This window comes from Flavobacterium anseongense, from assembly GCF_021608185.1.
In the GTDB taxonomy this organism is placed as follows: domain Bacteria; phylum Bacteroidota; class Bacteroidia; order Flavobacteriales; family Flavobacteriaceae; genus Flavobacterium; species Flavobacterium anseongense.
Genome location: NZ_JAKIHN010000003.1, coordinates 378,016 through 398,743, shown reverse-complemented (window position 1 = coordinate 398,743; position 20,728 = coordinate 378,016). Strand labels below are relative to the sequence as shown.

The following is a 20,728-nucleotide window of genomic DNA, read 5'->3' as shown; positions in this document are numbered from 1 at the left end:
AAGATTATGAGTACAGGGAAAGTAGTATTAGGAACAATGGCAGGTCTTGCCGTTGGTGCAGTTTTGGGAATTTTGTTTGCTCCGGAAAAGGGTTCGGTAACCCGCAAGAAAATCATGGATAAAGGAAATGATTATGCAGATGAATTAAAATCAAAGTATCATGAATTTGCAGATTCTATATCGGAAAAGTTTCAAAGCGTTAAAGAAGACGTACAAGAATTAGCTGAGAATGGGAAAGCTAAATATGATGAAGTTAAAAAAGACACTAATAATGCAATTTCTAGTTATAAATCATAACTGAGGCTGGTTTAGCTGACAATTCAACACTGTTAGTGCATCAACAACTCATGCCAGCAGTTACAAAAAGGCACACTATTTAGTGTGCCTTTTTTAATTATATCTATAGTAAAGTAGCTATTAAAGATTCTTTAGTTTAGCAAATTCATTACTAATGACGGATAAATTCCTATTACTATGTTTAGTAAAATAGCAACAACAGCTACGGCATGATATACAAAAGGAACAGCTTTTTTATCTTCGGCAGCTTCTTTGGTGTACATCGCCAAAATCAGTTTGAAGTAATAACCCACACTTATGATAGAGTTTATTACAGCCGCAATCACTACAACTAAATAGCCAGTTGTTATGGTTTGGGTAAATAATATGAATTTGGCAAAGAACCCTGAAAAAATAGGAATTCCGGCCATGGATAAAAGCGATGCGGTTAGTATAGCGGCCATTAATGGATTCGTTTTTCCTAAACCATTGAAATTGACGATGTCTTCGTTTTCTTTGTCTCTGGTCACATAAATAATTACGGCAAACGAAGCGATACCGGCTAAAGCATAAGCTGCAGTATAATACAATAAAGTAGAAGCAGCTGTTGCCATGCTAAGCAAAGCCATAAGCATAAAACCGGCATGTGAAATACCCGAAAATGCCAACATACGTTTTACATTATTCTGACGCAAGGCCATAATGTTTCCGACCGTCATAGAAAGAACAGAAACTATTGCCAAAACGATTTGAAATTTATAGTCAATATCAGCGTTTAATACATCCAATAATTTGAATAAAGTAGCCATCGCAACTACTTTAGCCAACGTACTCATTGTCGCTGTTGTCATTGATGGAGATCCTTCATAAACATCCGGTGCCCAAAAATGAAATGGTACTGCAGCAATTTTGAAAAGCATACCAATAAGTAACAATATTACTCCGATAGTATACCAGATAGGCAATTCGGCAGAGCGTGAAAGGCTTTTAATATACTCAACATCAAAACTAGTCATGGCGCCATAAATCAAACAAATTCCAAACAGGATAATTCCTGATGCGAAGGAACCCATTAGGAAATATTTCATTCCGGCTTCATTACTTTTTAAATCTAATCGTTTGCTTCCGGCCAAAATATATAAGGATATAGAAAGCACTTCGATTCCTAAGAAGAACATAGATAAGTTTCCAAATGAAATCATGGCAACAGCACCTGCTAAAAGGAAAATCTTGATAGCAATAAAATCTGAAATCTTGGTTAGATGCTCTTTATAAAAATCGCCACTTAAAGCGACTAGGAATATTGTCAATATAATAAACAGACTTGAAAACGCAACTGAAAATTTGCTAACTACAATCATGTTGTTATACATTGGATTGTTGAAAAGCTCAGGCGTATTAAACTCAGATATGGTAAGTCCAAGAATAACTAAAAGCCCAAGAATGGTAACAGGGACCAGCAGCTTTCTTAAATTGAAGATTTCAGCGATAAGGCAAAAAACACCTAAACCTGATATGGCAATTAATGTATTCATTTTTGGACTTTTATCTATTTATAGTTTCTAAAATTTGATGTAAACTCGGCGTTACCAAATCCACTATCGGTTTTGGATACAATCCGAAGAATAATAAAAAGCCAATGATAACGACTAATGTTATCGCTTCATTGGTAGTAACGTCTGCAAAAACTTTGGTATTGGTTTCGCCCAACATCGTATTTTGGAACATCTTCAGCATATAGTAACCACCCAAAATAATGGTCGTTCCACCTAAGATTACAAACCAAATATTAATTTGGATTAAACTGTATAAAACGGTAAACTCTCCAACAAAGTTGAATGTTCCCGGCAATGCTACTGATGCTAAAACCAAAATCATAAACATTGAAGTGAATCTTGGTGTTTGAGCTCTGATTCCGCCCATTTCAGCAATAGTTCTGGTTTCGTATCTTCTGTAGATGATTTCAGCTGCGAAGAACAAACCAACGATAACAAAACCGTGGGCAATCATTTGCAATACCGCTCCGCGTAATCCGTCAATTGTTAATGTGTAACAACCTGCAGCGATTAAGCCAACGTGTGCTAACGACGAATAAGCCAATAATTTTTTCAAATCTTTTTGACGTAAGGCTACGATTGAACCATAAATTACTCCGGCAATGCTTAATCCGATAAGCACCGGCATATACGTTTTTGCTGCTAAAGGTGCAATTGGTAACTGCCAACGAATAACGCTGTACAATCCCATTTTCAGCATGATACCTGATAAAAGCATTGTTCCAACAGTTGGTGCTTTTTGATATACTTTTGCCTGCCATGTATGGAAAGGAATAATCGGAATTTTGATAGCATAGGCTAAGAAGAAAGCAAAGAAAATATAACACTGCTCTGTAGCCGATAAATTTAATTTGTATAAATCTTCTAAAAGGAAGCTATCAGCTTTAGTATATAAATAAGCAAAACCAATTAACATGAATAATGAACCGGCAAGTGTGTAGATGAAGAATTTCACTACTGCTTTTTTACGATCTTCGGCATCACCATTACCCCAAATTAAAGCAATAAAGTAAATCGGAATCAATGCCAATTCCCAGAAGATATAGTATAGTAAACCATCAGCTGCCAAGAAAGTTCCGGTCATAGCAAATGCCATGAATAAAACTAAAGCGTAGAAATTTTTACTGTTATTAAAGCTGTTTCCAAATGATGAAAAAATAATCAATGGTGTTAAAGCAGTTGTCAATAAAACCATTGCCAAAGAAAGTCCGTCTGCTTTGAAAGCTAAGGCTACTTTTGGAGCATCAATCCAATTGGCATAGAAACTTAAATCACTTAATTGTGCACTAGAGTTTAATAAATACAAAGTAACAGCCATTGTTCCCAAGCTAAAAACCAGCGCCACTTTGGAAGCTAATTTATCTCCGGAAAAATAGGTGACTAAAGCACCAACCAACAGTAATAATAATATAGTAGTTACATCCATTATGTAAAAATTATTTTGCTATAAATAAATAAGTTATGATGGCTCCAATACCAATCACAAAGGCGAATAAATACAATCCGACACTACCGGTTTGTAATTTTTTACCTTGTGTTCCAATGCCATTGGCAACCGTTCCAAAACTGAAAACCACTTTTCCTAAAGCAGGTTCTAAAGTCGTTCTAAAGAAATTAGACAAACTGTTCAAAGGTCTTACAATTAGGAAAGTATAGAATTCGTCAACATAATATTTGTTGTAAATTGTTTTAGAAAAGCCAACAATTTCGGCATCTTCTTTCGGAACAAAAGCTTGTTTAATGTATTTTGAATAAGCCCAAAGGATTCCAAAAACAGCACCAGCTAAAGCAATTCCCATCAACATATATTCGTGTGCACCTAAAGTGTGTTCTTCATGTTTTGTAACTAAAACCGGTTCCAGAAAATAGTTTAACCAAGTGTTTCCAGGTAAGTTAATTGCTCCACCAATAGCGGCCAAAACAGCTAATATCACTAACGGAATTGTTATTAAACTCGGACTTTCGTGTAAATGATGTTTTTGTTCTTCTGTGCCTCTGAAGTCTTTGAAGAACGTCAAATACATCAATCTAAACATATAGAAAGCGGTCATGATAGAAGCTATAGAAGCGACAACCCACAATACTTTATTGTGTTCAAAAGCTACCATTAAGATTTCGTCTTTTGACCAGAAACCTGCAAATGGAAATATTCCGGCAATCGCTAATGTGGAAATCATCATTGTCCAAAACGTGATTGGCATCGCTTTGCGTAAACCACCCATTTTACGCATGTCTTGTTCGCCGTGTAATCCGTGAATTACCGAACCAGAACCTAGGAACAAACACGCCTTGAAGAAAGCATGTGTAATTACGTGGAATACGGCAACATTATAAGCTCCCAAACCTAAAGCCAGAAACATTAATCCCAATTGAGAAACCGTAGAATATGCCAATACTTTTTTGATATCGTTTTGCAGTAAACCAATTGAAGCAGCAACTAAAGCGGTTGCAGCACCAACAATGGCAATTATATTTTGAATATACGGAGTCAAATCAAACAAGAAGTTCATTCGGGTAACCATAAAGATACCAGCCGTTACCATGGTTGCCGCGTGGATTAAGGCAGAAACCGGAGTTGGACCAGCCATCGCATCAGGTAACCAAGTATATAATGGCAGCTGTGCTGATTTTCCACAAGCTCCAATGAATAAGGCTAAAGCAGCTGCGCCTAATATCAAGGTGTTTTCATTTCCGGCGCTTAATGCTTGTTTCATTTCGACAAAATTTAATGTCGAAAACATCATTCCTAAAATAAAAATTCCAATTAAGAAACCTAAATCACCAATTCTGTTCATGATGAATGCTTTCTTCGCAGCATCATTATACGATTGATTTTTATACCAAAATCCGATTAGTAAATACGAGCACAATCCAACGCCTTCCCAACCGATAAACATTACCAATAAGTTGCTTCCGATTACAAGTGTAATCATGAAGAAAACGAACAGATTCAAGTAGGCAAAAAACTTGTGCATGTTCTCGTCATCGTGCATATAGCTGATGGAATACAAGTGAATTAATGAACCAATTCCGGTAACGAACAACAACCAAAGCAAAGACAATTGGTCTAACAGCAATCCGAAATCTAATTTGAAATTATGAACCGAAATCCAATCAAATAATGAAATTTCAAATGGTTTTCCGTTTTGATTTAACTGTGCAAAAAAGCAAATGCTCAATAAGAAGGAAACCAAAACAGTAATCGTTCCGATGGCACCTGAAATTCCTTTGCTTACTTTTTTTCCAAAGAAAACATTGAAAAGAAATCCAGCGAATGGAGATAAGAGTAATACTAAAGCTAAAGTTTTGTCCATTTTAGATTATCCTTTTAAGTTCTTTAAATTAGCGATATCAATCGAGCCAACATTTCTATAAACCGAAACTAAAATTGCCAAACCAACGGCAACTTCGGCAGCGGCAACCGCCATCGAGAAGAATACAAATACTTGTCCTTCGGCATCCTGGCGAAAAGTTGAAAAAGCGACAAACAATAAGTTTACAGCATTCAGCATAATTTCAATCGACATGAATACGATAATAGCATTTCTTCTGTACAACACTCCAAAAACTCCAATACAAAATAGCAATGACGCAAGGAAAATGTAGTTTTCGATACCTATTTCATTTATAACATTATTCATCTTACTTCTCTGTTTTTTCTTTTTTAGACAATAAAACCACACCAATCATAGCTACTAACAATAGGATAGAAGCAAATTCAAAAGGCACCATATATTCGTTTAACAATAAGGTTCCCAATTTTTTTATGGATTGATAATCTTCAGTTGAAGGTAATTCATCACCCACAATAGGATTCGAGTTAATGAAAATAGTTACCAAAACCACACTCATCAAAATACAGATAGTAATGGCACCAAGTCTTGTAATTCGGGGTTTGTGTACTTCGTCTTCTTTATTTAAATTCATTAACATGATGGTAAATAGGAAGAGGACCATAATGGCACCGGAGTAAACAATAATGTGTACTATCGCTAAGAACTGAGAATTAAATAATAAATAATGACCCGCAATGGTGAAAAAGCAAATCACCAGATAAATAGCACTGTGAATTGGGTTTTTACTATAAATCGTTAAAAACGCCGAAGCCAACGTAATGGCTGATAAAAAGTAGAATGTAATTAATATAGGCGACATTAGTTAGCGTTTTTAAGTTGAGCATTTTTCATTGCCATTTCCAAAGGCATTACCAATTTGTCTTTTCCAAAAATGAAATCTTCTCTGTCGTAATTGGCAGGAACTAACTCTTTTGAAATTGTCAAATAAATAGCGTCTTTTGGACAGGCTTCTTCACATAAACCGCAGAAAATACAACGCAGCATATTGATTTCATAAATCGAAGCGTATTTTTCTTCGCGGTACAAATGTTCTTCTCCCGGTTTTCTTTCTTCGGCTTTCATAGTGATGGCTTCAGCCGGACAGGATAAAGCACACAAACCACAAGCGGTGCAGTTTTCTCTGCCAAGTTCATCGCGTTTCAACATATGTTGTCCACGATAAACCGGACTGAATTCACGCGTTTGTTCCGGATAATGAATGGTTGCTTTTTTTCTAAAAAAGTGTTTGATGGTAATAAGCAATCCTTTGACGATGGCTATTAGATATAGACTTTCCCAAAAAGTCATTTCCTTGTTGGAAACTTGTTTTTTTCTGCCGGAAAGCGATATACTTTGTATTGATGCTGACATAATTCTTTTCTTATTTAAAAGCTAGAATGCAAATTCCTGTTATTACTATATTGATGATAGAAAGCGGAATTAAAATCTTCCAGCCTAGATTCATCAATTGATCGTATCTAAAACGTGGTATTGTCCAACGAACCCACATGTAGAAGAAAATGAAGAAGCATATTTTAATAAATAAAACTCCGATTCCTAAAATGTTAGCGGTGTTAACGCCTACATTGTCCACCATCCATTGCATTCCCGGGTAATTGTAACCTCCAAAATAAAGGACAGCCAAGATGGTTGATGAGATAAACATATTCGCATATTCGGCAAACAAATAGAATCCCATTTTCATGGATGAGTATTCGGTGTGATATCCACCAATTAATTCTGATTCACATTCGGCTAAGTCGAAAGGCGTTCTGTTTGTTTCTGCGAAAGCACAGATTAGGAAGATTAAAAATCCAACCGGTTGATAGAAAACATTCCAGTTCATTCCGGATTGTTGTATTGAAATTTCTTTTAAGCTCAAGGTTCCGGTCATCATGATTAAAGCGATAACAGATAATCCCATCGCCACTTCATAAGAAACCATTTGAGAAGCTGCACGAACAGCACCCATTAAGGAAAACTTATTGTTCGATGCCCAGCCACCAATCATAATTCCGTAAACGCCAATAGAAACTATGGCAAAAATGTATAGTAATGAACCGTCAATATCGGTTGCCTGTAAAACAACATCACGTCCAAAAATGTGCAGTTTATCGCCCCACGGAATTACGGCACTGGTCATCAAAGCGGTGCTCATCGCGATTGCCGGTCCAACAAAGAATAAGAATCTGTTTTTGGTATCTGGTTCAAATTCTTCTTTGGCAAACAATTTCATTCCATCGGCAAGCGGTTGCAATAATCCGCCCCAACCGGCACGATTTGGACCAACTCGGTCTTGAAGAAAAGCAGCCACTTTACGTTCAGCCCAAGTAGAATACATTGCCATAACCATAGTTATCGCAAACACTACTACAATCAGAACGCTTTTTTCTATAATAAAGGCACTATCCATTTTTCTTTGAATTTACTGGGTTACCATCTATTTTTTCGTTGTAATCAATCTCGGCCATACTGATTTTTTTACGGTCGATATCTCTACCTTGTAAAATTCCTTTTTCAGTTTCGATAACTACTTTTTCTAATTTTCGTGTGTAATTATTTTGATTGATAACCGAATCTTTTTCGAATTTACGTGGTCCTTCAATTACCCAATCAGCAACATCTTTTTTGTCGAAACGACACGTATTACAAATAAATTCTTCTACTTCATGGAATTCATCTTTACGGGCAGTTACTCTTTGAATTTCATTACCAAACATCCAAACAGTCGTTTTACCGCAGCATTTATCGCAATCTCTGTGTGCATTAAAAGGTTTGTTGAACCAAACTCTCGATTTGAATCGGAATGTCTTATCGGTCAGAGCACCTACCGGACAAACATCAATCATATTTCCTGAAAATTCATTGTCAATCGCTGCCGAAACGCAAGTTGAAATTTGTGAATGATCGCCACGATTTAAAACACCGTGAACTCTTCCGTCTGTCAATTGGTCAGCCACTTCAACACAACGTTGGCAAACTATGCAACGGTTCATGTGTAATTGAATTTTATCACCAATATTTTCAGGCTCAAAAGTTCTTTTCTCTTCAACGAAACGTTGTTGTAATTTTCCGTGTTCGAAGCTTAAATTCTGCAAATCACATTCGCCTGCCTGGTCACAAACCGGACAATCTAAAGGGTGATTGATTAAAAGGAATTCGGTTACGGCATTTCTTGCTTCTTTAACTCTGTCCGAAGATTTGCTGGCTACTTCCATTCCGTCCTGACAACCAGTTACGCAGGATGCCATTAATTTTGGCATTGGTCTTGGGTCGGCATCACTTCCTTTGGTAACATCCACCAAACAACAACGGCATTTTCCTCCGGTTCCTTTTAGTTTAGAATAATAACACATGGCTGGCGGAACAACTTCTCCACCAATCATACGAGCTGCCTGCAGGATGGTTGTTCCCGGAGCTACTTCAATTTCGTGACCGTCTATAGTTACTTTCATAATATTAGTTGTTGGTTGTTGGTTGTCGGTTGTCAGTCGTTGGATATTCCATAAACTATCAACTATCAACCATCAACTTTATACTTCTTGCTTTGCGATTAAATGCTTTACTTTTTCAAAAGGTTCAGCCACAAAGTGATCTCTGTTTTTTATTTTTTCCGGGAAACGGATATGGTATTCAAATTCATCTTTAAAATGGCGAATGGCTGCGGCAACTGGCCATGCAGCAGCATCACCTAATGGGCAAATGGTATTTCCTTCAATTTTTGCCTGAATGCTCCATAACAATTCGATGTCTTCTTCGCGTCCTTGTCCGTTTTCGATTCTCCATAATACTTTTTCCATCCAACCTGTTCCTTCACGGCATGGTGTACATTGACCGCAACTTTCGTGGTGGTAAAATCTTGAGAAATTCCAAGTATTACGAACGATACAAGCTCGGTCATCATACACTATGAATCCACCTGAACCTAACATCGAACCCGATGCAAATCCACCATCAGCCAAACTTTCGTAAGTCATCAAACGATCTTCACCTGCAGCAGTTTTATAGATTAAATGAGCTGGTAAAACAGGAACTGAACTTCCTCCGGGAACCAATGCTTTCAATGGTCTGTCGGTTTGCATTCCGCCACAATATTCATCCGAATTGATGAATTCGTATACTGACAATCCTAAATCTATTTCGAAAACGCCTTGATTTTTTATATTTCCGGAAGCCGAAATTAATTTGGTCCCTGTAGAACGACCAATTCCAATCGCAGCATAATCAGCACCTGAATTATTTACAATCCAAGGCACAGCTGCAATGGTTTCAACGTTATTTACTACGGTTGGATTTTGCCAAAGTCCCATAACTGCCGGGAATGGTGGTTTAATTCTAGGATTTCCACGTTTCCCTTCAAGGCTTTCAATCAACGCTGTTTCTTCTCCACAGATGTAAGCTCCGGCACCAATTTGAACATATAAATCCAAATCATAACCCGAACCTAATATATTTTTTCCTAACCAACCGGCAGCTTTTGCTTCGGCGATAGCGTTTTCTAAAATTTTGTAAACCCACATGTATTCTCCACGAATGTAGATGTAGGATAGGTTGGCACCCAATGCGTAACTCGAGGTTATCATTCCTTCAATCAATAAATGAGGAATAAATTCCATCAAATATCTGTCCTTGAAAGTTCCCGGTTCAGATTCGTCAGCATTGCAAACCAAATGTCTTGGTTTACCTGATTTTTTATCGATAAAACTCCATTTCATTCCGGCAGGGAAACCTGCACCACCACGTCCACGAAGGCCTGAAGTTTTTACTTCTTCCACCACTTCATCCGGAGTCATTTTTTTCAGGGCTTTTTCCACCGAAGCATAACCGCCTTCTTTACGGTATACTTCATAGGTTCTGATTCCCGGAACGTTTATTTTGTCTAATAATATTTTTCTTCCCATGATATTATTTATCGTGTAAAGTGATTTTTCCGTCTTTGCAATCAGCAATAAGCTGATCGATTTTTGCTTCTGTCAAATGTTCCTGAAAGAAATCACCCAACTGCATCATTGGCGCATAACCACAAGCACCAAGACATTCAACGCCACGTACTTCGAAAAGGCCGTCCGCTGTTGGTTCGCCTACGCCAACACCTAATTTGTTACAGGTGTAATCCATCAAATTTTCCACGCCATTTAAACAACAGGCAGAAGTTTGGCAGAATTCAAACATATATTTTCCAATTGGTCTTTGATTGTACATCGTGTAAAATGTCACGACTTCATAGACTTCAATTGGTTGTATTTCTAAAATCTCGGCAACTTTGTTTTGCAATTCAATGCTTAACCAATTGTCGTGAGCATCCTGAACTTCGTGCAAAACCGGCAATAAAGCCGATTTCTTTTTGTCTGCAGGATAATGACTGATTAACTCATTGATGCGGTTCATCAAAGTGTCAGTGATATTTATTTCTTGTTTAATGTGTGATCTTTCCATAATAATTAAGCGTCTAATTCGCCGGCAATTACATTTAAACTTGATAATATTACGATAGCATCGGATAACATTCCGCCTTTAATCATTTCAGTATAGGCTTGATAATAGATATAACAAGGTCTTCTGAATTTCAATCGGTATGGCGTTCTGCTTCCGTCTGTTATTAGATAAAATCCTAATTCTCCGTTTCCGCCTTCCACAGCATGATAAATTTCATCTACAGGAACCGGAACTTCACCCATCACAATTTTGAAGTGATAGATTAACGCTTCCATATTGGTGTAAACATCTTCTTTTGGAGGCAAATAATAATCGGGAACATCAGCGTGGATTGGGCCTTCCGGTAATTTAGCCAAGGCTTGTCTGATGATGCTCAAACTTTCCCAAACTTCGGCATTACGAACGCAGAAACGGTCATAAGTATCACCTGATTTTCCGACCGGAACGGTGAATTCAAAATCTTCATAAGAAGAATAAGGCTGGGCAACACGGACATCATAATCAATTCCGGCCGCACGTAAATTTGGACCGGTTAATCCGTATTGCATTGCTTTTTCGGCTGTAATCGGACCAACGTTAACGGTTCTGTCTATAAAGATTCTGTTTCTTTCAAAAAGATTTTCGAATTCTTTCCAGGCAACCGGAAATTCTACAAGAAAAGTGTTTAGCAATTCAAAAGCTTTTGGTGACCATTCTCTTTCGAAACCGCCTATTCTTCCCATATTGGTTGTTAAACGCGCACCACAAATTTCCTCGTAGATTTCATATACTTTTTCTCTGAATTGGAATACGTAAAGGAAACCGGTGTAAGCTCCGGTATCAACTCCAAGGATGGAATTACAGATTAAATGGTCTGTAATTCGGGCTAATTCCATTACGATAACTCTCAAATATTGCGCGCGTTTCGGCACTTCAATATTCAACAATTTTTCAACAGTCATCCACCAGGCCATGTTATTGATTGGCGATGAACAATAGTTCATACGGTCTGTCAATACATTGATTTGGTAAAACGGACGGTTTTCGGCAATTTTTTCAAATGCTCTGTGAATGTAGCCAACGGTTGGCTCAGCATCTAAAATACGCTCACCATCCATTAATAAAATATTCTGAAAAATCCCGTGAGTAGCCGGATGCGTTGGGCCAAGATTTAAGATAGAAAATTCACTTCCGTCTTCATTTCGGCTTTGTTCTATGATTTTAGCATAGCGATGCTCTGGTGGTAATAATAAATCTGACATTTATAATGTTGAGTTATTTATTTTTAATTATTTGAAACTGTTCTTCCAAAAAATCTATCGTCTTTATCTGTTCTTCCGCTGTCTTCCATTGGGAATTCTTTGCGCATTGGATGAGAAATCATTTCATCCATATTTAAAATTCGTTTCAATTGAGGATGACCTTTGAAATTGATTCCGAAGAAATCCCAGGCTTCTCTTTCCATCCAATTGGCGCATAAGAACAAATCAGTAATTGTATCTACTTCTGCCGGATCAGGCAAAAATGTTTTAACGCGGATTCTAACATTTTCAACCCAATTGTGCAATTGATACACCACGGCAAACTGATGATTTTCATCATTGTCAGGAAAATGAATTCCGGTCAAATCGGTTAAAAAATGGAAGTTTAAGCTTTCGTCTTCTTTCAGTGTTTGAATTACTTCATGAATAGTTTCTGAAGTAGCTTCGAAGGAAAAAATATCTCTTTTCATTTCAAAATTCAGCACATTGTTGCCAAATTTTTTAGATAGATTTTCTTGTATGTATGCAGTTTCTAAAGCCATATTATAGGTTATAAGAAGCTAATAATTCTTTATATTCAGGTGAATTTCTTCTGCGGACAGATTCATTTTTGACTAATTCCTGTAATTGCATTACGCCGTCCACAATTTGTTCAGGTCTTGGAGGACAACCCGGAACGTAAACGTCTACCGGAATTACTTTGTCAATTCCTTGAAGTACTGAATAAGTATCAAAAACACCACCTGATGAAGCACATGCTCCAACGGCAATTACCCAACGAGGTTCTGACATTTGTTCGTAAACCTGACGTAATATTGGTGCCATTTTTTTGGAAATTGTTCCCATTACCATTAGCATATCCGCTTGACGGGGAGAAAAACTAACTCTTTCCGAACCAAAACGCGCTAAGTCATAATGAGAAGCCATTGTTGCCATAAATTCGATTCCGCAACAAGAAGTAGCGAAAGGCAAAGGCCAAAGTGAATTGGCACGTGCCAAACCAACAACATCGTTTAGTTTTGTAGCAAAGAAACCTTCGCCAACAACTCCTTCGGGCGGAGCAACCATATTTGTTTTTGTATCGCTCATTGCAATTATTTTATTATTCCCATTCTAGCGCTTTCTTCTTAATGATATAGAAGAACCCAACCAGAAGTAACATCATAAAAATTACCATTTTAATCATACCTTCAATTCCCAATGCTTTGAAATTGATTGCCCATGGATATAAGAAAATCACTTCGACATCAAACAAAACAAATAAAATCGCCACGAGGAAATATTTTACAGAAAAAGGAATCCTTGCATTACCAACAGATTCTATTCCGCATTCGAAGTTTTTGTCTTTGTTTTTAGAGTGTCTTTTTGGCCCTAAATAGCCAGAACCGATGATGGTCATAACCACAAATCCTATTGCTAAACCTGCCTGCATAAGGATTGGTAAATAATCTAATTGATTAGATTGCATAATGGGTAAAATTTGAAGTAAATTAAATAGGCACAAATATACATCGCATTATTTAATTCGCAAAAATCAAGCGTTAAACGTTTGGTTTTTACGTCTTAAAAAACACTATTTAAATTCATTTTAAATAACGGGTTTTAAAACATAAAAAAAACGTCCCGAATTACTCGGGACGTCATTTAAATCTAGGTAATCAAAAAATACTATATATTACTCTTCGATAGTTACTACTTGAGCCGCTACTTTACCTTTTCTACCTTCCTCTTCTTCGTAAGATACTTTATCTCCTTCGTTTAAACCTTCAGATTTAACTCCGGTAGCATGTACGAAAATGTCTTTTCCAGTTTCATCGTCAGTGATAAAACCGTAACCTTTTGATTCGTTGAAAAATTTTACTGTTCCTGTGCGCATTTTGTATTGTAAAAATAATTAATAATGCTCAAAGATAATTTTTATTGCGACATAACAAGCATTTCAATGTTAAATAATTAAAAATTTGTTAAAATTTCATTCTTTATTTAAAAACTTGATAGAGAAATACTTGAGACATTTTAAATTAAAGTATAAAAAAAGCAACTGTTTTTAATTATTTGAACAGTTGCTTCTTAAAATTCTGTGAATTTGATATAAATTACTACAAATCAAGTTTTATGCATAATTCTTTTAACTGAGTATCATCAATTGCAGCTGGCGCATCAATCATAACATCTCTTCCCGAATTGTTTTTTGGGAAAGCAATAAAGTCCCGAATTGTTTCCTGTCCGCCCAAAATGGCTACCAATCTGTCCAATCCAAAAGCTAATCCACCATGTGGTGGCGCGCCAAATTGGAACGCATTCATTAGGAAACCAAATTGTTCTTCAGCTTGTTCCGGAGTGAATCCTAAAAGTGAGAACATTCTGCTTTGCAAGTCTTTATCATGGATTCTGATGGAACCACCACCGATTTCATTTCCGTTCAAAACCATATCATAAGCATTGGCGCGAACTTTTCCAGGTTCGGTTTCAATCAGTTTCATATCTTCAGGTTTTGGAGACGTAAACGGATGATGCATCGCATGATAACGGCCGCTTTCTTCATCGAATTCTAACAAAGGAAAATCAACAACCCAAAGCGGAGCAAAAACTTCAGGATTTCTTAATCCCAAACGTGTTGCCAATTCCATACGAAGTGCCGAAAGTTGCCCGCGTGTTTTATCAGCCGGACCGGAAAGCACAAAAATCATGTCGCCGGCTTTGGCATTGGTTGCTTCTGCCCATTTTTTCAAATCGCCCTGATCGTAGAACTTATCTACAGATGATTTAAAAGTTCCGTCTTCTTCACATTTTACATATACCATTCCGGATGCGCCAACCTGAGGACGTTTTACCCAGTCAATCAAAGCGTCAATTTCTTTTCTTGTAAAGGATGCGCAATTTGGAGCGGCAATTCCAACTACTAATTCAGCCGAATTGAAAACACCAAAATCTTTATGTTGGGCTACCGAATTTAACTCGCCAAACTTCATGTCAAAACGAATATCCGGCTTGTCATTTCCGTAGGTTTTCATGGCATAATCGTAGGTGATTCTCGGGAATTTATCTACTTCAATGCCTTTTAATTCTTTTAGCAAATGACGTGTCAATCCTTCGAAAACATTTAAAATATCTTCTTGTTCTACAAATGCCATTTCGCAATCGATTTGGGTGAATTCAGGTTGCCTGTCGGCACGCAAATCTTCATCACGGAAACATTTCACAATTTGGAAATACTTATCCATTCCGCCAACCATCAATAATTGTTTGAATGTTTGTGGCGATTGTGGTAAAGCATAAAATTGGCCTTCATTCATTCGGCTTGGCACCACAAAATCTCTTGCGCCTTCCGGAGTAGATTTGATTAAATACGGTGTTTCTACTTCACAAAAATCCAAATCGGATAAATATTTTCGAACTTCCATAGCCACTTTGTGACGGAAAAGCAGTGAATTTTTAACCGGATTTCTACGAATATCCAAGTAACGGTATTTCATTCGGATATCTTCGCCGCCATCAGTTTCGTCTTCAATGGTGAAAGGCGGAGTTATCGCTGAGTTTAAAATATTTAATTCAGAAACCAGAATTTCAACATCGCCGGTTGCCATAGTAGCATTTTTTGACTCACGCTCAATTACAGTTCCTTTTACCTGAATTACAAATTCTCTTCCGAGCGATTTTGCTTTTTCAAAAACGGCTTTGTCTGTTCTTTGTTCATCAAAAATTAATTGTGTAATTCCGTAACGGTCGCGCAAATCAACCCAAATCATGAATCCTTTATCACGAGATTTTTGAACCCAACCGGCAAGCGTTACTTCTTTGTTAATATGTGTGGCGTTTAATTCACCATTATTATGACTTCTGTACATTACAATAAATTTTTACTTCGTAACTATTCGACCTAACGGTCTTGAGTCTGCAAAAGTAAAAAACAAATATCAATTAGCTATGGTAAACTTTGAAACATGTTTTGTTAAAGCATTAGGCGTATATTTCAGAAAAAACTATATTTGACTTCACTTAAAATTAAAATTTATTTTATGAAAAAATTGTATTTCATTTTAGTTGCGTTTGTGTTCTCAAGCATTGGTTTTGCTCAAAAAAACACAATGACTTTTCAGGCTGATATTGCCAATAGAAATGGTGATGTTATTTATATTAAAGAAAATAAAAACACTATTCAGGAGATAAAAATTGATAAAGACAATCTTTTCAAAGCTACTTTTGAAGTTAAAGAAGGATTGTATTTGATGTTTGACGGTGTAGAATATACTCAGTTGTTTTTGAAAAACGGATATAATTTGAAGTTAAAAATGGATGCTAAAAACTTTGATGCATCTATCAAATATACTGGTAAAGGTGAAGCGGAAAACAATTTTTTAGCCCAATCAACAATTGAAGAAAGCACCTTTAATTATAATGAATTGCTTGCTGCGGATGAGGCCAGTTTCAATAAAATGATTGATGCTAAAAGGAATTCAGATTTCCAAAAATTAGATTCAGCCAAATTGGATTCAAACTTTGTTGCTTTGCAAAAACAAAATATTGATGAGGAATTGTTTGGCTTGAGACAATATTACAATCAAAAGCTTGCTGGCAAAAAAATGAACAATTCAAAAGCGCCAAACTTTGATTATGAAAATCACGCCGGTGGGAAAACTACATTAGAAAGTTTAAAAGGGAAATATGTTTACATTGATCTTTGGGCAACCTGGTGCGGACCATGTCGTGCTGAAATTCCGTTTTTGAAAGAATTGGAAAAAAGTCTGCATGATAAAAACATCGCTTTCGTAAGTATCTCTACGGATTCTGAAAAAGACCACGAAAAATGGAGAACATTTGTAAAAGAAAAAGAGCTTACCGGAATTCAATTGTATGCAGACAGAGCGAATATGGATTTTATCAAAGCATTTAATGTAAATACAATCCCAAGGTTTATTTTGATTGATCCAACAGGAACTGTTGTAGATGCCGATGCGGCAAGACCATCAGACCCAAAACTAAAAGAACAGTTAGCGGGTTTACTTCAATAAAACTAAATAAAAAAAGCCTCGAATCTCGAGGCTTTTTTTATTTATAATTCTTCTCTTTTCGTTCAAGTTCCGCCTGAAATTCTTCCATTACAGGTTTTACAGTGCTTTCGGGTAAATCAGCAATTCGAATATACATTAAGCCGTCAACTGCGTTGTTAAACAAGGGGTCAACATTGAAAGCCACAACACGAGCGTTTTGCTTTATGTATTTTTTAATTAAAACAGGTAAACGCAAGCTGCCAGGTTCGACTTCATCAATAATTTTATCAAATTTATTTAAATCGGCTTCCGTTTCGCTAAAGACAAAATCTTTGTCTGCATCTTTTAGTTTTACTTTGAATTCTTTTTTCGGATGGATATACTGTGCCACATAAGGATCATAATAATGCGACTTCATAAACTCAATCATCAGTGATTTTGAGAATTCGGTAAATTGATTGCTGATACTCACACCACCAATCAGGAATTTATGTTCCGGATAACGCAAAGTTGTGTGTACAATACCTTTCCAAAGCAGGAATAATGGCATTGGTTTTTGTTGGTATTCATTGATAATAAATGCCCTTCCCATTTCGATAGATTGTTCCATCATGCCATATAATTCGGGCTCAAATCGGAATAAATCCTGAAGATAAAAACCTTCGATACCGTATTTAGGAAAAATCTCTGAGCCAAATCCCATTCGGTAAGCACCGGCAATGAGCTGTGCATCATCATCCCACAAAAACATGTGTTGGTAATAAGAATCGAAACGATCTAAATCGATAGGCTCATTGGTTCCTTCCCCAACTGACCTAAAAGTGATTTCGCGTAAGCGGCCAATTTCATGTAAAATATTCGGAATATGATCAGCCGGAACTAAAAAAACCATATAGTTTTTGCTTTGCAGCAAACGATAATCACTGTCACGCAACGCTGCAATTTCTTCCAGGATTTTATCGTGATTCGCAGGTTTTACAATCTGTTTCGGACTTTTAGGCGTTTTTAAATTCAGATCAATATTACGCGGGTCAAAAATATTATTTTCCTTATTGAAGGAATTAGACAGCATATAGGTCTTTCTTCTAAGGAATTCCGAGTATTCTTCGATACTTTTATGTTCGTTTTGTTCGGCAACCGAAATGGCTTTACCAATACGAACTTTAATCACCCGGTCTTTTTGTGTTAATAGTTCAGAAGGTAATTTTGCGGTTCTGAGTGTTGGATTTATTTTGGATAACAAATAGAAAAAGCGGCTGTTTTTAGCATGAAAATAAATAGGAACTACCGGGACCTGCGCTTTTCGAATTACTTTTATGGCGCCTTCTTCCCATACTTTATCAACTACTAATTGTCCGTCTTTATAGGTAGAAACTTCACCGGCAGGAAACATTCCCAAAGGTTTTCCATCGCTCAAATGACGCAAAGTTTCCTTAATTCCAATTACGCTCGACTTAGCATCCTTGTGGTTTTCAAAAGGATTTACCGGCATGATATATTGTTTCATTGGCTCAATACGATGCAAAAGGAAGTTGGCTATAATCCTAAAATCAGGTTCTCTTTCTAGCATTAGTTTTAATAACAAAATGCCATCAATTCCGCCAAGAGGATGATTGGAAATGGTAATATATGCTCCTTCTTTTGGTAAACGTTTAAAATCTTCTTCCGGAATTTCAAACTTGATTTGGAATTCATCTAAAATAGCATTCAGGAATTCTACTTCGCTTAAGTGTTTATTTCGATCGTAGATTTTATTTAAGGTCGAAATTTTTAAAGCTTTCATCAATAACCAACCGCAAAAAGTTCCGAAAACTCCGTACTTATCTGCTTTTATTGCTTTTGCAACCTCTTTGGCGGTAACTAAACCCATGTATAGTTTTGATTTTTTTGAGTGAAAAACAAAGATAACAATTCTACTGAAATAGGAGAATGAAATTGAAGATTGTTGATTAACGATTTGTGATTTTTGAAGAGGAAAAAATCTTATATCGTTAATCTTAAATCACAAATCAATTTTATTTACTTTTGGGAAAACTCTTAACAACATTTGATGAGAATTATTTCTTATAACGTTAATGGCATTCGAGCAGCCATCACCAAAGGATTTTTGGATTGGTTGCAACATGCCAATCCTGATGTGATTTGTCTTCAGGAAATAAAAGCTACCGAAGATCAAATTCCAACAGAAGCTATTACTGCTTCAGGTTATCCGTATCAATATTATTTTTCGGCACAAAAAAAAGGATATAGCGGCGTAGCTATTTTATCCAAGATAAAACCCAACAGAGTGGTTCATGGAACCGAAGTGACTCACATGGATTTTGAAGGAAGAAATCTCAGAGCTGATTTTGATGATATTTCGGTAATGAGTTTGTATTTGCCTTCAGGCACTAACTTAGACCGTTTGGAGCACAAGTTTAAATACATGGATGATTTTCAGAATTATATTGATGCTTTGAAAAAGCAAATTCCAAATTTAATTATTTGTGGTGATTATAATATTTGCCACGAGGCAATTGACATTCACGACCCAATTCGAAACCAGACTGTATCCGGATTTTTGCCCGAAGAAAGAGCGTGGTTGGATAAATTTATGAAAAGCGGTTTCATTGATAGCTTCCGTCATTTTAATAAAGAACCTCACAATTACAGTTGGTGGAGTTATCGCGCCGGAGCACGAGGCAATAATAAAGGTTGGCGTATTGATTATAATTTGGTTAGTGAAAATTTAAAAGACAGAATGAGCAGAGCCGTAATTTTACCCGAAGCTAAACATTCTGATCATTGCCCGATTTTAGTAGAGATAGATTAAAATCAATTTCAATAAAAATAACAATTTCAATAAAAATGATAAAAAAAATCACTTTAGCAATAGTAACATTGAGTTTGATGAGTTCGTGTGTTTCCAAAAAAATCTATAATGATTTGGAAAACAAATACACCGATTTGAAAAAAGAAAACCGATTTATTTCGGATGAAAATGATGAACTTCACAAAGCTAATGCCGAATTTGATTCGGTGAACAGAGCATTGACAGCAGAACGTGACCAACTTAAAGCCGACAGAGATAAACTGCAGGCAGATTATACGGCAGCAAGTAACAACCTGAAAGCCTTACAGGATTCTTACGCAGCATTAGAAAAAAACAGCAACGATGCTTTGGAAACCAATATGGCAAAAAACCGAGATTTGTTAGCACAGCTTGACGCTAAAGAAAAAACATTGGCTGCAGAGCAAGACCGATTGAATAAATTAAGCAGTGAATTAGCATCAAATACCAAACGATTAAACGAATTAGAAAGCATGATTGCAGCGAAAGATGCAGCGATGAAAAAACTAAAAGATACTTTGTCAAAAGCGCTGAATGCCTTTGAAGGAAGGGGCTTGACGGTTCAAATGAAAAACGGAAAAGTATATGTTTCTATGGAAAACAAATTGCTTTTCCAAACCGGAAGTTGGGCGGTTGGTTCTGAAGGAAGAAGCGCCGTAGTTGAAGTTGGAAAAGTATTGGCTCAAAATCCGGATATTACGGTCTTGATTGAAGGTCATACGGATAACGATAAAATTTTAGGAAATATTGGTGGCGGAATAGAAAACAACTGGGATTTGTCAACCAAAAGAGCCACAGCTATTGTGAATATTTTATCTGAAAACAGCGGCATCAGAAAACAAAACTTAACGGCTGCCGGCCGTGGCGAATTTGCTCCAATAATGAGTAATGACACTAACGAAGGCAAAGCTAAAAACCGTAGGATTGAAGTTATCCTGACGCCAAAATTAGACGAGATTTCTAAAATGCTGAATGAGTTTTAAAAGATAGGCACTAAGGTGCTTAGATACTAAGGTTCTGAGATTTCTTGGAACCTTTTTTTATCGTAAACGTTTCCAAATAA

At 36.6% G+C, this 20,728-nt stretch carries 21 protein-coding genes; 4 read left to right on the top strand and 17 right to left on the bottom strand.

Going from position 1 to position 20,728, the window contains the following annotated elements; genetic code table 11:
• Positions 1-6 precede the first annotated feature (6 nt).
• Complete coding sequence (locus tag L1S35_RS06860) at positions 7-297, top strand: YtxH domain-containing protein (RefSeq protein WP_236398317.1); 291 nt, start codon at positions 7-9, stop codon at positions 295-297.
• Between the two features lie 131 nt (positions 298-428).
• Here L1S35_RS06860 and L1S35_RS06855 read toward each other — a convergent pair whose 3' ends face one another.
• From L1S35_RS06855 to aspS, 16 genes are all read right to left on the bottom strand, one after another.
• Positions 429-1,811: an NADH-quinone oxidoreductase subunit N gene (locus L1S35_RS06855; RefSeq protein WP_236398314.1), complete on the bottom strand. Its 1,383-nt coding sequence runs from the start codon at positions 1,809-1,811 to the stop codon at positions 429-431.
• Positions 1,812-1,821: 10 nt separating this feature from the next.
• Complete coding sequence (locus tag L1S35_RS06850) at positions 1,822-3,258, bottom strand: complex I subunit 4 family protein (protein WP_236398311.1); 1,437 nt, start codon at positions 3,256-3,258, stop codon at positions 1,822-1,824.
• Between the two features lie 10 nt (positions 3,259-3,268).
• Entirely contained in the window at positions 3,269-5,146 is a 1,878-nt protein-coding gene (nuoL, locus tag L1S35_RS06845; protein ID WP_236398307.1) for an NADH-quinone oxidoreductase subunit L, read from the bottom strand.
• Positions 5,147-5,152: 6 nt separating this feature from the next.
• On the bottom strand, positions 5,153-5,473 hold the full coding sequence (gene nuoK, locus L1S35_RS06840; RefSeq protein WP_136151242.1) for an NADH-quinone oxidoreductase subunit NuoK: 321 nt from the start codon (positions 5,471-5,473) through the stop codon (positions 5,153-5,155).
• 1 nt (position 5,474) lies between these two features.
• Positions 5,475-5,987, bottom strand: coding sequence for an NADH-quinone oxidoreductase subunit J family protein (locus L1S35_RS06835; RefSeq protein WP_236398304.1), 513 nt, complete (start codon positions 5,985-5,987; stop codon positions 5,475-5,477).
• Positions 5,987-6,538, bottom strand: coding sequence for a NuoI/complex I 23 kDa subunit family protein (locus tag L1S35_RS06830; protein WP_236398301.1), 552 nt, complete (start codon positions 6,536-6,538; stop codon positions 5,987-5,989). The genes L1S35_RS06835 and L1S35_RS06830 overlap by 1 nt, the downstream gene beginning before the upstream one ends.
• 10 nt (positions 6,539-6,548) lie before the next feature.
• On the bottom strand, positions 6,549-7,580 hold the full coding sequence (nuoH, locus tag L1S35_RS06825) for an NADH-quinone oxidoreductase subunit NuoH (RefSeq protein WP_236398298.1): 1,032 nt from the start codon (positions 7,578-7,580) through the stop codon (positions 6,549-6,551).
• The gene (locus tag L1S35_RS06820) at positions 7,573-8,622 is read right to left on the bottom strand and encodes an NADH-quinone oxidoreductase subunit G (protein ID WP_236398296.1); all 1,050 of its coding nucleotides are present in this window, start codon (positions 8,620-8,622) and stop codon (positions 7,573-7,575) included. The genes nuoH and L1S35_RS06820 overlap by 8 nt, the downstream gene beginning before the upstream one ends.
• Before the next feature lie 78 nt (positions 8,623-8,700).
• Positions 8,701-10,068 (bottom strand): NADH-quinone oxidoreductase subunit NuoF, encoded by a 1,368-nt coding sequence (gene nuoF / locus L1S35_RS06815; protein ID WP_236398293.1) that lies wholly within the window; start codon positions 10,066-10,068, stop codon positions 8,701-8,703.
• Between the two features lie 4 nt (positions 10,069-10,072).
• On the bottom strand, positions 10,073-10,603 hold the full coding sequence (locus tag L1S35_RS06810) for a complex I 24 kDa subunit family protein (RefSeq protein ID WP_136151248.1): 531 nt from the start codon (positions 10,601-10,603) through the stop codon (positions 10,073-10,075).
• 5 nt (positions 10,604-10,608) lie between these two features.
• Positions 10,609-11,844, bottom strand: a complete 1,236-nt coding sequence (locus tag L1S35_RS06805) for an NADH-quinone oxidoreductase subunit D (protein WP_236398290.1) — start codon at positions 11,842-11,844, stop codon at positions 10,609-10,611.
• Between the two features lie 23 nt (positions 11,845-11,867).
• Positions 11,868-12,386 carry an NADH-quinone oxidoreductase subunit C gene (locus tag L1S35_RS06800; RefSeq protein ID WP_236398287.1) on the bottom strand — a complete coding sequence of 173 codons (519 nt, stop codon included), beginning with the start codon at positions 12,384-12,386 and terminating at the stop codon, positions 11,868-11,870.
• Position 12,387: 1 nt separating this feature from the next.
• Entirely contained in the window at positions 12,388-12,933 is a 546-nt protein-coding gene (locus L1S35_RS06795) for an NADH-quinone oxidoreductase subunit B (protein ID WP_236398282.1), read from the bottom strand.
• Positions 12,934-12,946: 13 nt separating this feature from the next.
• Positions 12,947-13,312, bottom strand: a complete 366-nt coding sequence (locus tag L1S35_RS06790) for an NADH-quinone oxidoreductase subunit A (protein WP_236398279.1) — start codon at positions 13,310-13,312, stop codon at positions 12,947-12,949.
• Between the two features lie 207 nt (positions 13,313-13,519).
• The gene (locus tag L1S35_RS06785) at positions 13,520-13,720 is read right to left on the bottom strand and encodes a cold-shock protein (protein WP_236398276.1); all 201 of its coding nucleotides are present in this window, start codon (positions 13,718-13,720) and stop codon (positions 13,520-13,522) included.
• 223 nt (positions 13,721-13,943) lie between these two features.
• The gene (aspS, locus tag L1S35_RS06780; RefSeq protein ID WP_236398272.1) at positions 13,944-15,692 is read right to left on the bottom strand and encodes an aspartate--tRNA ligase; all 1,749 of its coding nucleotides are present in this window, start codon (positions 15,690-15,692) and stop codon (positions 13,944-13,946) included.
• Positions 15,693-15,863: 171 nt separating this feature from the next.
• On the opposite strand from aspS, the gene L1S35_RS06775 reads away from it, so the two are divergent.
• Positions 15,864-16,856 carry a TlpA family protein disulfide reductase gene (locus tag L1S35_RS06775; RefSeq protein ID WP_236398270.1) on the top strand — a complete coding sequence of 331 codons (993 nt, stop codon included), beginning with the start codon at positions 15,864-15,866 and terminating at the stop codon, positions 16,854-16,856.
• A 37-nt stretch (positions 16,857-16,893) separates the two neighbouring features.
• On the opposite strand, the gene L1S35_RS06770 is transcribed toward L1S35_RS06775, so the two are convergent.
• Positions 16,894-18,705: a GNAT family N-acyltransferase gene (locus tag L1S35_RS06770; protein WP_236398267.1), complete on the bottom strand. Its 1,812-nt coding sequence runs from the start codon at positions 18,703-18,705 to the stop codon at positions 16,894-16,896.
• Between the two features lie 180 nt (positions 18,706-18,885).
• Between L1S35_RS06770 and L1S35_RS06765 the strand changes: the two genes are divergently transcribed.
• Together L1S35_RS06765 and L1S35_RS06760 are read left to right on the top strand one after the other, a co-directional pair.
• Positions 18,886-19,647 carry an exodeoxyribonuclease III gene (locus L1S35_RS06765; protein WP_236398264.1) on the top strand — a complete coding sequence of 254 codons (762 nt, stop codon included), beginning with the start codon at positions 18,886-18,888 and terminating at the stop codon, positions 19,645-19,647.
• A gap of 35 nt (positions 19,648-19,682) precedes the next feature.
• On the top strand, positions 19,683-20,648 hold the full coding sequence (locus L1S35_RS06760; protein ID WP_236398261.1) for an OmpA family protein: 966 nt from the start codon (positions 19,683-19,685) through the stop codon (positions 20,646-20,648).
• Positions 20,649-20,728 lie beyond the last annotated feature (80 nt).

Bases quoted from the DNA above. Each gene is read 5' to 3' on its own strand.
- L1S35_RS06765 (WP_236398264.1), top strand. From the start codon at position 18,886: ATGAGAATTATTTCTTATAACGTTAATGGCATTCGAGCAGCCATCACC.
- L1S35_RS06805 (WP_236398290.1), bottom strand. From the start codon at position 11,844: ATGTCAGATTTATTATTACCACCAGAGCATCGCTATGCTAAAATCATA.
- L1S35_RS06850 (WP_236398311.1), bottom strand. From the start codon at position 3,258: ATGGATGTAACTACTATATTATTATTACTGTTGGTTGGTGCTTTAGTC.
- aspS (WP_236398272.1), bottom strand. From the start codon at position 15,692: ATGTACAGAAGTCATAATAATGGTGAATTAAACGCCACACATATTAAC.
- L1S35_RS06820 (WP_236398296.1), bottom strand. From the start codon at position 8,622: ATGAAAGTAACTATAGACGGTCACGAAATTGAAGTAGCTCCGGGAACA.
- nuoF (WP_236398293.1), bottom strand. From the start codon at position 10,068: ATGGGAAGAAAAATATTATTAGACAAAATAAACGTTCCGGGAATCAGA.
- nuoL (WP_236398307.1), bottom strand. From the start codon at position 5,146: ATGGACAAAACTTTAGCTTTAGTATTACTCTTATCTCCATTCGCTGGA.
- L1S35_RS06800 (WP_236398287.1), bottom strand. From the start codon at position 12,386: ATGGCTTTAGAAACTGCATACATACAAGAAAATCTATCTAAAAAATTT.
- L1S35_RS06795 (WP_236398282.1), bottom strand. From the start codon at position 12,933: ATGAGCGATACAAAAACAAATATGGTTGCTCCGCCCGAAGGAGTTGTT.
- L1S35_RS06835 (WP_236398304.1), bottom strand. From the start codon at position 5,987: ATGTCGCCTATATTAATTACATTCTACTTTTTATCAGCCATTACGTTG.
- L1S35_RS06855 (WP_236398314.1), bottom strand. From the start codon at position 1,811: ATGAATACATTAATTGCCATATCAGGTTTAGGTGTTTTTTGCCTTATC.
- L1S35_RS06860 (WP_236398317.1), top strand. From the start codon at position 7: ATGAGTACAGGGAAAGTAGTATTAGGAACAATGGCAGGTCTTGCCGTT.
- L1S35_RS06760 (WP_236398261.1), top strand. From the start codon at position 19,683: ATGATAAAAAAAATCACTTTAGCAATAGTAACATTGAGTTTGATGAGT.
- L1S35_RS06830 (WP_236398301.1), bottom strand. From the start codon at position 6,538: ATGTCAGCATCAATACAAAGTATATCGCTTTCCGGCAGAAAAAAACAA.
- L1S35_RS06775 (WP_236398270.1), top strand. From the start codon at position 15,864: ATGAAAAAATTGTATTTCATTTTAGTTGCGTTTGTGTTCTCAAGCATT.
- L1S35_RS06770 (WP_236398267.1), bottom strand. From the start codon at position 18,705: ATGGGTTTAGTTACCGCCAAAGAGGTTGCAAAAGCAATAAAAGCAGAT.
- L1S35_RS06810 (WP_136151248.1), bottom strand. From the start codon at position 10,603: ATGGAAAGATCACACATTAAACAAGAAATAAATATCACTGACACTTTG.
- nuoH (WP_236398298.1), bottom strand. From the start codon at position 7,580: ATGGATAGTGCCTTTATTATAGAAAAAAGCGTTCTGATTGTAGTAGTG.
- L1S35_RS06785 (WP_236398276.1), bottom strand. From the start codon at position 13,720: ATGCGCACAGGAACAGTAAAATTTTTCAACGAATCAAAAGGTTACGGT.
- L1S35_RS06790 (WP_236398279.1), bottom strand. From the start codon at position 13,312: ATGCAATCTAATCAATTAGATTATTTACCAATCCTTATGCAGGCAGGT.
- nuoK (WP_136151242.1), bottom strand. From the start codon at position 5,473: ATGAATAATGTTATAAATGAAATAGGTATCGAAAACTACATTTTCCTT.